A 12,205-nucleotide genomic window follows, 5' to 3' on the forward strand; every position below is an offset into this window, starting at 1 on the left:
ACAGGCACCGCGTCATGTACCATTTTATTGGAAAGATTCTTACGGTAACCACCGAACACCTCCACTCCCCCCGAAATTCCCGAACCTGCGGTTATAGGAAATACCCATGTCGACGTCGATCCGCCGGCAAACATCGGGTGTGCCTTCGGCTACACGGTTAAGGTAATACGTCCGCGTAACGGCCTCCGCTTTGAAATACAGCAGGTCGTTGGGCGAAAGATTATGCCGCCAGGCCATCTTCTTGGGCAGCATAATTTCGACGCCCTCTCTTTCGGAGAGGTTGTAATTGAAGAGGAATACCGGAAGGAAGGTCAGCTTGTAGCTTTTATTGAAAATAATCCCCGCCCCGATTTCCTTGTTGGGTCCCGTTCTTTTCAGGTACGAAGCGGAAACTGTGTAGTTCAGCGGGATTTCCTTCGCCGAGAGCATGGCGAAATTACCTGTCTTGTTGATGTGCGAAGTCACAAGGAGCCAGGAAGTACTATCGAGCCGTACGAACGAATTCAGGTCGAGCCCGAATGTGCGGAGGTTCCAGCCTTCGAATTTTTTGGCCGGGTTTTCTCCGCTGCTTTTAAATTCCAGCTGCTCGGTACGGTAATTCGGGCCGAGTACGATGCCTACATGCTTTTTGTGCAGTAATGGAAGCCACGCGCGCACGTACATTTCCTCGTTCGTAAACGTCTTCGTGCCGCCGTTCGCAAAACGGTATACTTTTCCGGGCGCATGCGTTGTCCGGAAAGTGATCCACTTCGAAGGGGCGGAGCCTGGTAACCCGGGCTTCTGGGCACAACAAACCATGGTCATACCCCATAAGGATAAGAAAACTGCCAACGCCTCCGGCTTCCGAAATTGCATACTTTGCCTGTAAAAAATTGAAATCGTTCTGATCTGCAACAAAATATTCTAATCCACAATAAAATACTCGCTATGAGCCCGTAACGCTGCGGCATGTCCATTAAGTTCCGGACGTCACCCCGGGCCGGAACGCGGCAGAGCTATACGTCGGGTCGCTATGGATTAATAAACGTTTTCGTCGCCATTTTCGGATAACGGGCAGGATTTTTCTTCGGCGTTTCGCTCGCGAAAAAGACAGCATGGTCCCGAAACCCCTAAACGGCCCTTTAAAACAGGTTACCCGTGCCGTATTCACCGCACCGGGTAAGTCGCTCGATTGGCGCAATTATTCTCCCAGGAAATTGTTCGCTTCCTTCACGAACTCCTCAGCATACTGGCAAAATGCGGCATGTCCGGCATCCGGATACACGACCAGCCGCGCATTAGGAATGCTATGCGACGCGTTGACCGCATTGGCCACCGGAACCGGCACATCGTTTTTCCCCTGTACAAGGAGTACCGGCTGCGGAATGGTTTTCAGTTCGTTCAACGCATCAGGGTATGGTTTGGCCCAGGCCAGTACAGCTGCGAGCTGGGCGCCGGCCGCTTGTTGGTTCAGGGGCTTGTCGCGGTCGGTTTTACGTCTCTGGATACGTTCGTAAGATGCTTTCCCTGCGCGCAGACTTGCTTCCGATCGGGTGAAGCCAAATGTCAGGAAGGTCTCTTCCGGCGTCAGATTAGCCGTCGAAGCGATGATTTTGGGTAAATCCGAAAGCCCTTCGCTGCCTTTCGGTCCGGTCCCGGTAAGAATCACCTTGTTCACCAGTCCGGGTTCGGTCAGCAGAATTTGCTGGGTTATGAAACCTCCCATCGAAAAACCCATCAGGTTAACCTTCGCGAAACCCATTGCCCTGATAAATGCGACGGCATCTTCGGCCATTCCGGCGATCGTCGCAGGCGCCTCGCCGGTGGAGCCGCCTACCCCCTTGTTGTCGAACAGGATCACCCTGTGCTTTTGCGCGAGGCCATTGGTAATGGCTGCGTCCCAGTCGTCCATCGAGCTGCCGAGCGATGCCAGTAAAACCAGTGGAATACCCGGCTGATCGCCCAGCACGCGGTAGGCAAACCGGGCGGCCGGATCAGGCATATCGGCACCCGATCCGGACATTATAGAAGCTCAATCATGAAAAGTAATGTATCGAAGCGGCACATTCCTCATTTACCGGGCCGTGTAAGGACCGTGCACGGATTTGACCTTCAATTGCTCGTCACGGTCGTCCAATACGAGGACCTGGTAAGTGCTCCCGCCATTGGCTACCCGGATTACCACATGGCCGCTATCGCTTTTCAGGCGGTTGAGCATTTCACCGATCACCAGCTTATTGGCTTCGAGCATGCCGGTGGCAAACACATCGCGATCGCCCTGGTAAATGCGCTGCGAATAAATACGGTCGAGAACATCGTGACCGGGATGGTCCGACGACCAGACGGGGATCACCAGCACGCGCGGCCGCAGCGCGGCAAGCAGGAATTCGTTCTGCGAATCGCGGTTGCCGTGATGATCGAGAATATGGGCATCCACCGGGCCTACGGCCTTCGCCACAGGGGTTTCGACATCGTGCCAGGCCGGTACGCCCGGCTGCACGACGCCCGGCGTGTCGCCTCCCGTAAAGTAATCGAATTTACCGTAGCTCACACGCGTAGCGATGCTACACATGTTTTCGCTCGGGAATTGCTCCGGTTTCAGGTCTTTGAGTTCGGGAAAGTGCTTGCGGGTCACGCTGCCTACGCCCGTCCATATCTCGCCGTTCGCGGAAATATTCCGGATTTCGAACAAGTCCTTGTATTTCTGCGGGTTATGCAGCAATACAATCTGGTCGTTGCGACCGGCGACGCTGGCCTCTATGCGTAATCCTTTGTTTTTTACCTGCCAGTCGAGAAAACTGCGGTAATTAAGCATCATACTATCCCTGGCGGGTCGCGGATAGGCGTAATCGGGCCACCCGCGATCGATGATTTTCCTGACCGGCACAAACTCGGCCACTTCGGTAATGCCCGCAAGCAGGTAATTGCCCTGCCCCGACCTCTTCGAAACCGAAGCAGGCGTTCCCATATGATCGTCGTGAAAATGGGTGATCAGCGCGTAGTCGACAACCGACGTTTTGGCTACGTTACGGATATACCGGGCGATCCATTCACCCGGCTGGCGCTCCCCTCCCGGTCGCGCGCTGGTGTTACGCGGGCTCCTCGTGCGCGCGTCCGTCGGGTCGAGCGCACCCGCATCCACGAGCAGCGTGGTGCCATCCGGCAGGATAAGAAATGTGGCATTGCCCATTCCCGTATTGATATGATGGATATCGAGGTTCCCTTCCTGCCAGGCGGGCAATGGCTGGCCCACAGCCTGGGCGTTCGCACAACGGACGTTCAGGCCCAGGCAAACCGCCAGCAGGCCTGCTTTAAAAATAGTGGTGTATTTCATGTATCAATGCGAAAAGGGTTAATCCTGCGCTTCCAGCGCATGCAATTTATCAAACTCCCGGATTGTCTTCCGGATATGCTTCCGGTGTGCGCCGCTGTACTGGATCTGCAACTCCCGGGCCTTCGCCGGATCGAGGCTTTTCAGTTTCCAGTATTTAGGGTGCGCCAATCCGATAGGCGGCTTAAACTCCTCATCCTTAGGGTCTTTTATCAGAACATCTACCTGAATGCTTACTTTGGAGAGATCGTCGGCCAATACGCCCTCGACCATTACTTTCACGGCTCTTCCCGTTTCCAGAACAAATATTTTTTCGTGTGTCATCTCACATCCTGTATCTTAATTCGGCGGCAAAGGTAAGGAGCCAAATTCAGATACAGGATGCTTTAACAATATCTTAATTTTCAGTGCACGTCCCACCAGTTCTTCACGGCCTGGGTATCGCCGCCTATCCGCTTGGCCGCACTTTCGCTGTTTTGCGCATTGCTGGTGCGGGTGTTGCTGGGGTATTTCAACCGTTTGGGCACGTCGGTCACGTCCGGGTCCAGGCTGCCTGACACCGGCGGGATGAACAGGACGCCGCCATCGGGCTTTTCAGGGTCGAGGCGCAACCGTTCGAGCCATGATTGCAGCCCCTGCATGTACATCGCGATCCATTTTTGCGTCCCGATCACATTCTTCCAGTTTCCTGCCTTGTAGGGAACGCCTTTCAAATAAGTTTCAACCGCTTTTGCATCCGTAATGCCCCACTGTGCCATCGAGGCCGTTACCGCTTCGTTGTACAACGTTTCAGGAGATGTATTTCCGACGTTCATACCGCGGGCGGCGGCTTCGGCTCTGATGAAGGCGATCTCGGCGAAAGTGATCACATATCCCTTTGCCGAACCGCTGTATGCGATTACACCGGGCTTCGAAAGTCCGATCATCGTAGGCGAGTTGGCTTCCGTGCCGTACACCTTGCCGATATATTTGCCATTGGTTTCGTCCGGACGTGCAAAAACCGGCAGCCGCGGGTCATTCACCGATTGCAGGTAATCCACCAGCGTGGAAGTCACGGCAAATTCGACAAGCGGCCTTTCCACGTCGTTGTAGGGAAAACGGTTGGTAGTCGTAGCCACATTATAAGGAAAATAAACGTCCTGAGCGGTGCTGGTCAATGTATTTTTAACAGCCTCCTCGATTACCGCCTTGGCTTCTGCAGGTTGCGCATCCACCATCCGCATGGCAATGCGCAGGCGCAACGCATTCGCGATTCTGATCCATTGCTGCACATCGCCTTTGGCAATAATGTCACCACGGATTACACCGGCCGAGGTTCCCGAAAGCACATCGATTTGCTTTTTTAAAGAGCTCAGCAAAGCCGCATACACGTCCTTGCCCTGATCGAAAACAGGCTGCGGAATGTCTTCGCTCTGCAATGCCTGCGTGTAGGGAATGTCGATGTAAACGTCGGTGAGCACATGAAAAATCCATGCTTTCAGGATTTCCGCCACGGCCAGGGTGTGTTCGCTTTTTTCGGCCGGATGTCGGTCGTAATAGTTACCGATTTCTTTCAAATCCATCAATGGCCCCGCGTACAGGCCGGCCCACAGACCGTCGTTGGTGAACAGGTAGCGGCCGTCGGAGGTCTTGTCGGTGCCCATCCAGTACTGCGAAAGTTCCATGCCGATCCGTCCGTTGAAATAGGAATCGTACATCAGGTCGCAGGCGCGTTTTTCGGCATTGGAAAGCAGGAACTCGGGCTGGGTTTCGCTCGACCGCGCCGGGTCGGTGTTCAGGGATTCGAAATTGTCGCATCCGGTGAAGGTCGCCAGGAATACGATCAGAAATAATATCTTGATTTTCATATCATTCGATTTAAGCCGGATCAGAAAGTTACATTCAGGTTCACGCCGTAGCTGCGGGTCGGCGGCAGCGCGCCTCCCTCGAAGCCGATCTGGTTGCTGATGGAATTGGTAATGTTGGCCGGGTCGACATTCGGTGCATTACTTTTGATCAGCCAGAGATTCCTTCCGGTAAGTGTTACGCGCAAGGCCTGCATCCGTATCTTGTGTGCCCAGGCATCGGGCAGGTACCAGCCCAGCCGCACTTCGCGGAGGTAAATGTAGCTGCCGTCGTAAAGATTCGCCTTGCTGATCCGGTTACCGCCGTCCGCATTGAAATGTGTCCTGGCCGGGACCACGATGTCATTCGGCGAACCATCGGCCTTCACACCCGGGTTGACTACGCCGTTTTCACGGATGCCGTTTTCGGCCGTCTCCGCCAGCATACCCGATTTGTTTCCGTACAAATTGGTATACGAAAAGAAATCACCACCTTTTTGAAAATCCACAAGGGCCGAGAGGTAAAAATTCTTGTAGCTCAGCATATTCGACAAACCTCCGATAAAATCCGGGTTCGCGTCGCCGATGATCACCGGCGTTGCCGTCACGTTATACGTTCCGTTGTCTGCCACCGTCTTGTTTCCTTTCGAATCGTACACGTAATCCGTCCCGAGCATGGTGCCGAGCGACATTCCTTTCTGCGCTACCATCGAAACCTTGTTCGTGCGGCGCTCCGTACCGATGATAAAGCGCTCGATGCCCTGGATATTGTCGCTGGTGCTGTTCAGGTCGAGAACGGTGTTTTTGTTTTTCGAAAAATTGAGATTAATACGCCAACTGAAATTGGTCGTCATCACAGGCGTCGCCGATAGCGTCAGCTCGATGCCCTTGTTCTGCACGGTTCCGCCATTTACTACTTTGGTCGTAAAGCCGCTTTCCGAAGGGATCTGCACATTCCATATCTGGTTCCGGGTTTTACGGTTGTAGTAGGTAAAATTGGCGCCCAGACGATCGTTAAAGAACCTGAAATCGACGCCCGCCTCGGTTTCGGAAGAAAGTTCCGGCTTCAATCGGCTGTTGAAGAGCTTGTCGGAAGTACTTTGCAGCGGATAGGTATCAAATGGCGCTACGTAATCGTAATACCTTGATACCGAGTACGGATCGGCATCGTTACCCACACGTGCATACGAAAGGCGCGCCTTTCCGAGCGTAAGCCATTTGGCACCGGCTATCAGGTCGGAAAAAATAAACGAACCGGACACCGACGGGTAGAAATACGAAAAGTTTCCGGTTTGTTTCAGCGTCGACGCCCAGTCGTTACGGCCCGTGGCGGTGAGGTACAGCAGTTTGTTATACCCCAGTGTCACCGAGCCAAACAGCGAATTGATCTGCTTGTTACCATAAGCATTCGAAACGGTAGCCGGCGTTACAGAGTTTTGCAACACATACACGTTCGGGTTCTGCAAGCCGCCATTGGTATTGCCTGCATCGGTACTCGATTTGATGCGCAATATATTCCCGCCAGCCACAGCTTCCAGCGTCAGTTTCGAATCGGCAAATGCTTTGTTGATATTCAGCGTTCCCTGGTAGTTGTTCTCGTTGTTGACCACCACACGTCTGGCATAGGAGCCTACAAAAAAGCCTTTCGCGCTCCTGACCTCGTCGAGATGGTTGAGATAATCCGAAAACACGCGTACATCGGCGGAAAGCCAGTCGGTGATTTTATAGGTAAGCCCGGCGTTTCCGAAATAGCGGTTATTCTGGTCGGTATTGTAGTTTTCGTACTGGTTCCAGTACGGATTTTGGGTAAATGCCGGTTTCTGGATATTCCATGCGGTCCGGTTCCACGATTGCTCCGTGCCGTCGGCGTATTTATAGTTCCGCAGGTAGGCGTCGTCGATCTGCCGTTGACCGAACATCACGTAAAACAGCATCGGGTTGTTGCCGAAAAAACCGGTTCCCGGTCGTCCTTTGGAATGGTCGTTGATATAATTGATTCCTCCGCTGAATGTGAATTTCTCGGTGAACTTATATACTGTGTTCAGGCTGATGAAAAACCGGCTCAGGTTGCTGCCGGGGTAAATGAAGTTTTGCTTGGTCTGGCCGATCGAAAAACGGATGGACCCGTTGTCGCCGCTGCTGGCTACCGACAGGTTGTTGGAGAACGTCACGCCGGTCTTGAAAAACTCCTTCGCATTGTCGGGATGCGGGCTCCACGGAGCGGTCTTGCCGAAATTCGGGTTGTTGCGGTCCTGGTCCCACGACCAGTAGTGCCGCACCAATTGCCCCTCCATCTTCGGGCCCCACGATTCGTCGGTACCATAGTCGGGAATGAGGTCGTAGCGCCCCTTGCCGTCGCCGTCGTCGTAAGTGCCGCCGCCCGGCAGAAAGCCGGAAGGGTTCTCATTCACATATAGTTTCGTAAACTTATCGCTCCCTCCGCCGCCATACAGATTCTGGAATTTGGGCAACAACGAAACCTGATCGGCTTGTATATTCAGGTCATAATTAAGCGAAAGCTTCCCCGACCCTTTGCCCGATTTGGTCGTGATATAAATTACCCCGTTCTGTCCCCGGCTCCCATAGAGCGCCGTTGCCGCAGCCCCTTTGAGCACCGAAATATTCTCCACGTCGTTCGGATTGATAAGTTGCGCCGGGTTACCGTAATCGTAACCGCCGCCGCCCGTGCCCTGTCCGCCCGTAACGCCGTACGAGTTCAGGTTCATATTCGCCATAGGCACGCCATCGACGATAAACAGTGCATTATTGTTCCCGGAAATGGATTTTAATCCCCTGATCGTCACACGCGACGAGCCGCCCATCGAGCCGCTGTTCCCGCCGATCTGTACCCCGGCCAGTTTGCCCTGCAATGCATTGATGTAGTTGACCTCCCGGGCTTCCTGAATTCCCCCGCCGTCGATCTGCTGAACGGCATAGCCCACATTCCGGGTGCTTTTCTGCACGCCCAGCGCCGTGACGACCACCTCACCGAGGCTTTTCACGTCCGCTTTAAGCTTAACGGTAATTTCTGTGGCCGAGGAAGACACCTGCACATCCTGGGTTACGTACCCGATGGACGAAACCGTAAGCACATGCCCGCCAGCCGGAAGTGAAATGCTGAAATTACCGTCTGCATCCGTATTGGTACCGTTATTGGTGCCCTTTACGAGTACGCTCACACCCGGGAGGCCGGCATTCGCCTCGTCCAGCACCCTGCCTCTCACCTGCCTGTCCTGTCCGGCCGCCGGGTACGCACCCAGCAACACGGCGAGTAACGCTGTTAAACAACTTCGTATTGATTGCGCCATTTTGCAAATTTTAAAGATTAAATATTCTTTAAAGGCGAAATCAGGCTACGTATACTGATGTTAACTTACCGGTGGCGGGGGAAATCGACGATTTGGCTCAAAGCGTCGACGAATCGGCAAAACATGACTGATTTTCAGGGAGAATAACATGAAAAGTGGCGCCTTCGCCATTTTCGGACGTGGCGAAAATGTGGCCGTGATGATTTTGCAGGATCTTCTTGCACATCGCCAGTCCTATGCCCGTTCCTTCGAACTCTTTCTTGCCGTGCAGCCGCTGAAAAATTTCGAAAATCTGCTCCGCATAGTTCTGATCGAAGCCTATCCCATTGTCCGACACTTGTAAGTGGTGATAGGCACAGCGGGTATCCAGCATCGGATATTTTGCCAGGGCGGCACGGTCAAGCAATCGCGCCGAAATTGTAATAACCGGGGGGGCGGTCGGTCCGGGTGAATTTCAATGCATTCGAAATCAGGTTGCCAAACAGCTGCGACATTTGCAACGGCACAGCTTCCAGCGTAGGAAGGTCGCTATATTTTACGGTGGCGTGCTTCTGCTCTATCAGCAACTCGAGGTCGTCGACGATATTGTCAATGATAGCTCCCAGATCGGTTTCCTGCACGAGATCGGTGTCCCGCGACAATTGGGAAAACGTAAGCACGTCGCGGATAAGCAGCGACATCCGGGCAGAGGCGTCCCTGATTTTGTTGAGATAATGCTGCTGTTGTCCTGTGAGAGGGCCTAATGAGGCTTCAAGCAATTGTGTGAACGTACTCACCTTCCTCACCGGCTCCTGAAGGTCGTGCGAGGCGATGTAGGCGAATTGCGCCAGTTCGGCATTCGAGCGTTGCAGATGGCGGTTCGCGGTCGCGAGTTCACGCGTGCGTTCCGCCACGATCTCCTCGGTCCGCAGGCGGGCCACTACCTGCTCGGTTACGTCGTGGCACAGGACCATCACCCCCAAAACCTGGCCGTCGCTGCCCCGGTAGGGTTGGTAAACGAGATTGAGAAAGCCGTCTTTCCTTTCTCCATTGATGTATACAAAAAAAGGATGATCGTTCAGATACATCGGCTCGCCGGTGGCCCTGACCTGCTCTATGATCTTCCTGAAATGCGGCTGAGTTTCGGGGATCACGGAAAAAAGCGCCTTACCGATCAGCTCATCGCGCTGGCGGTCGATGAGCTTCGCGTAGGCGTCGTTCACAATCTCCACGGTCATGTCCTCCCCTTTAAGTACGATTATACCCACCGGGGCGTCGGCCACCAGATTTTGAAACTGCCGTTCCGAATCTCGGAGATGGTTGATTAACAATACCTTACGCGTCGTTTCGGTACAGGTCATAAACACTCCGTTGATCACGCCGCTATCGTCGTATACCGGACTGTAACTGAACGTCCAGTAAATATCCTCGATCCTGCCGTTTCGGGAAAAAGGCACCAGTTGGTCTTCAAACCAGACCGGCTCGCCCGTGGTGATCACCTGCCTCAGCAACGGCCCGATAAATCCCCATATTTCCGGCCAGACCTCCTCGCCCCTTTTGCCCAGCGCGGGATGCTTGCCCTCCGTCCCGAGGCTCGGCCGGAATGCGTCGTTGTAGAAGCAGATAAAGTCTTCTCCCCAGAAAAGGAACATCGGGAATGCGGAATGCAGCACAATACCCAGCGTCGTCCGCAGGCTTTGCTGCCACTGGTCGGGTGGGCCGATGGCGGTTTTCGACCAGTCGAACGACCGCGTCAGAGCGCCCATTTCGCCTCCTCCCTGAATGAAATGAAATACCTGGTCGTTGGTGGGTTTCCGCAAATCCATATCTTTTGGCGAATACACGGAAGTACATTACTATAATCGAGCCAGGCTCCGGCCGATTTATTCCAATACTTCGTTCAGTATATCCACGAGGTCCTCAAACCGGCCCGGTTTCGTAAAAAAACGGCCTGCGCCAAGCTGTTTCAACTGTTCTCTGGTGGCTGTGTTGGAGGAAGTCGACAAGATGATCACGGGAATATTGCGGAGTTTTTCATCTTTTTTGATCTCCGCCAGGAACTGTTGCCCGTTCATGAGCGGCATATTGAGATCGAGGAAAATGAGGTCCGTTTTGATTTCGCCCCGGGCGATCTGGCTTAAAGCTTTCCTCGCACTGTCCGACACCGTGCATTGAACAGGCTTTCCGGTACATTCCAAAGCAGTCAGGAATATCTCCTGATCATCTTCGTCATCATCGATGAGAAGAATATTCCGATAGAACATTAACTCGTGGGGTAAAAAAATCCTTATGCAAATTATACCGCGACGGACCGTAAACCAAGTATTACTGCAATGGATTCCGAAATAGCTTAACGAATATCCTGGTAGCGGCCCTGGTTCAGGTCACCGGTTTCATAACCTTTTTTAAACCAATACATCCGCTGCTGCGAAGTACCATGCGTAAATGCATCGGGTACCACGTATCCCTGCACTTCTTTTTGCAGCTTATCGTCGCCGATCGCGTTGGCGGCAGTTAATGCCGCTTCCAGGTCACCCGGTTCAAGAATGTTGCTCATCTGGTTGGCATGATTAGCCCACACACCGGCCAGAAAGTCGGCCTGCAATTCCAATTTTACCGAAAGCTTGTTATACTCAGCCTCGCTCAGCCTGGCGCGTTGCTCCTGTACTTTCTGCGAAATGCCCATCAGGTTCTGAACATGGTGCCCTACCTCGTGCGCCACCACATATGCGACTGCGAATTCGCCCGGCGCGTTGAAACGGTCACGCAGTTCGTCGCAGAAAGAAAGATCGATATAAACCTTATGGTCGGCCGGGCAATAAAATGGCCCCATAGCCGAGGAAGCGCCTCCACAGGCACTTTGCGTGGCGTCGGTGAACATCTGCAGTACCGGCTTTTCGTATTCCGCACCGTTTTCCCGGTAAATCTGCGACCACACATCTTCCGTGCTGCCCAATACCGCCGATACAAAATCGGCCGTCTTGTCGTCGGGACGCGGTCCGGCCGGCCGGCTTTCCGCCTGTTCGGTCTGGGTGCCCTGGATATTGGATAGAATTTCCTGCGGGTCCTGTCCGGTAAGCAGCCCGATGGCCACCACGATGATCACCCCGATGCCGCCGAGGGCAACTTTTCCGCCGCCCGACATTCCGCGGCGGTCTTCGACATTACTGCTTCTGCGTAAATCCTGCCAACGCATATTGTTGATGTATTTAGGTTAAAAATAAAAGATATTGCGGAGCCCTGTCCAGAAGCCGGCGCACTCAAATATAGAAATAATGGCAACCCGTCGGAACCCGATCGCCGCGATAATTTTACAGCATACGGCCGTGTACAACTATTGCAGGTTGGCACTACATTTTTGTAGACTCCATAAAGCACTATTTCCATACAATAAATTTTAAAACCGTTAAATAAGTAATTCCAAAACATTGCTCAATAAATTCTTCGGCCGCAAAGCGATATACTAATTTCAGGCAACTGAAGTTAATCTAACTAAGTCAGCCTATGCCTTTCACTAAACCTTATTTCGCAGGATTCGAGTATCACTCGGACGAAATCTGCAAGTTTCTGCAGACATACGGCACGTTCACTATCATGCTTCGCAACGGAACGATCATCCACCACCAACCCGAACACGCACTGGATTTTCAGCGATGGCTTAATCACCATCAGATCGAAGACATTCGGGTATCGATCCGAAACAACAATGCCGCAGTAGGCCAGGAATCCTAGCGCCCTCCTTCTTCCTCCGACGTTCCTCCCATCTTTGCTCCAAGTAATTCCCG

11 protein-coding genes are annotated in these 12,205 nt (G+C 53.2%); 1 reads left to right on the forward strand and 10 read right to left on the reverse strand.

Going from position 1 to position 12,205, the window contains the following annotated elements; translation table 11 throughout:
* Positions 1-39 precede the first annotated feature (39 nt).
* From ABV298_RS01735 to ABV298_RS01780, 10 genes are all read right to left on the reverse strand, one after another.
* Entirely contained in the window at positions 40-804 is a 765-nt protein-coding gene (locus tag ABV298_RS01735; RefSeq protein WP_353720481.1) for a hypothetical protein, read from the reverse strand.
* A 376-nt stretch (positions 805-1,180) separates the two neighbouring features.
* On the reverse strand, positions 1,181-2,002 hold the full coding sequence (locus ABV298_RS01740) for an alpha/beta hydrolase (RefSeq protein WP_353720482.1): 822 nt from the start codon (positions 2,000-2,002) through the stop codon (positions 1,181-1,183).
* A gap of 51 nt (positions 2,003-2,053) precedes the next feature.
* Complete coding sequence (locus ABV298_RS01745; RefSeq protein WP_353720483.1) at positions 2,054-3,313, reverse strand: hypothetical protein; 1,260 nt, start codon at positions 3,311-3,313, stop codon at positions 2,054-2,056.
* 18 nt (positions 3,314-3,331) lie between these two features.
* Positions 3,332-3,634, reverse strand: coding sequence for a hypothetical protein (locus ABV298_RS01750; RefSeq protein ID WP_353720484.1), 303 nt, complete (start codon positions 3,632-3,634; stop codon positions 3,332-3,334).
* An 80-nt stretch (positions 3,635-3,714) separates the two neighbouring features.
* Positions 3,715-5,157, reverse strand: coding sequence for a SusD/RagB family nutrient-binding outer membrane lipoprotein (locus tag ABV298_RS01755; RefSeq protein WP_353720485.1), 1,443 nt, complete (start codon positions 5,155-5,157; stop codon positions 3,715-3,717).
* Between the two features lie 20 nt (positions 5,158-5,177).
* The gene (locus ABV298_RS01760; RefSeq protein ID WP_353720486.1) at positions 5,178-8,441 is read right to left on the reverse strand and encodes a SusC/RagA family TonB-linked outer membrane protein; all 3,264 of its coding nucleotides are present in this window, start codon (positions 8,439-8,441) and stop codon (positions 5,178-5,180) included.
* Between the two features lie 97 nt (positions 8,442-8,538).
* A complete protein-coding gene (locus tag ABV298_RS01765) occupies positions 8,539-8,847 on the reverse strand; it encodes an ATP-binding protein (protein ID WP_353720487.1) in 309 nt (102 codons plus the stop codon).
* Positions 8,840-10,246, reverse strand: coding sequence for a PAS domain-containing protein (locus ABV298_RS01770; RefSeq protein WP_353720488.1), 1,407 nt, complete (start codon positions 10,244-10,246; stop codon positions 8,840-8,842). The genes ABV298_RS01765 and ABV298_RS01770 overlap by 8 nt, the downstream gene beginning before the upstream one ends.
* A gap of 57 nt (positions 10,247-10,303) precedes the next feature.
* The gene (locus tag ABV298_RS01775; RefSeq protein ID WP_353720489.1) at positions 10,304-10,684 is read right to left on the reverse strand and encodes a response regulator; all 381 of its coding nucleotides are present in this window, start codon (positions 10,682-10,684) and stop codon (positions 10,304-10,306) included.
* An 86-nt stretch (positions 10,685-10,770) separates the two neighbouring features.
* Positions 10,771-11,616, reverse strand: coding sequence for a neutral zinc metallopeptidase (locus ABV298_RS01780; RefSeq protein WP_353720490.1), 846 nt, complete (start codon positions 11,614-11,616; stop codon positions 10,771-10,773).
* A 308-nt stretch (positions 11,617-11,924) separates the two neighbouring features.
* Here ABV298_RS01780 and ABV298_RS01785 point away from each other — a divergent pair, with 308 nt between their 5' ends.
* Positions 11,925-12,152 (forward strand): hypothetical protein, encoded by a 228-nt coding sequence (locus tag ABV298_RS01785; RefSeq protein ID WP_353720491.1) that lies wholly within the window; start codon positions 11,925-11,927, stop codon positions 12,150-12,152.
* Positions 12,153-12,205 lie beyond the last annotated feature (53 nt).

Source organism: Dyadobacter sp. 676 (genome assembly GCF_040448675.1).
GTDB lineage: Bacteria > Bacteroidota > Bacteroidia > Cytophagales > Spirosomataceae > Dyadobacter.

Coding starts and splice junctions, on each gene's coding strand:
- ABV298_RS01735 (WP_353720481.1), bottom strand. CDS start 804: ATGACCATGGTTTGTTGTGCCCAGAAGCCCGGGTTACCAGGCTCCGCC.
- ABV298_RS01740 (WP_353720482.1), bottom strand. CDS start 2,002: ATGTCCGGATCGGGTGCCGATATGCCTGATCCGGCCGCCCGGTTTGCC.
- ABV298_RS01745 (WP_353720483.1), bottom strand. CDS start 3,313: ATGAAATACACCACTATTTTTAAAGCAGGCCTGCTGGCGGTTTGCCTG.
- ABV298_RS01750 (WP_353720484.1), bottom strand. CDS start 3,634: ATGACACACGAAAAAATATTTGTTCTGGAAACGGGAAGAGCCGTGAAA.
- ABV298_RS01755 (WP_353720485.1), bottom strand. CDS start 5,157: ATGAAAATCAAGATATTATTTCTGATCGTATTCCTGGCGACCTTCACC.
- ABV298_RS01760 (WP_353720486.1), bottom strand. CDS start 8,441: ATGGCGCAATCAATACGAAGTTGTTTAACAGCGTTACTCGCCGTGTTG.
- ABV298_RS01770 (WP_353720488.1), bottom strand. CDS start 10,246: ATGGATTTGCGGAAACCCACCAACGACCAGGTATTTCATTTCATTCAG.
- ABV298_RS01775 (WP_353720489.1), bottom strand. CDS start 10,684: ATGTTCTATCGGAATATTCTTCTCATCGATGATGACGAAGATGATCAG.
- ABV298_RS01780 (WP_353720490.1), bottom strand. CDS start 11,616: ATGCGTTGGCAGGATTTACGCAGAAGCAGTAATGTCGAAGACCGCCGC.
- ABV298_RS01785 (WP_353720491.1), top strand. CDS start 11,925: ATGCCTTTCACTAAACCTTATTTCGCAGGATTCGAGTATCACTCGGAC.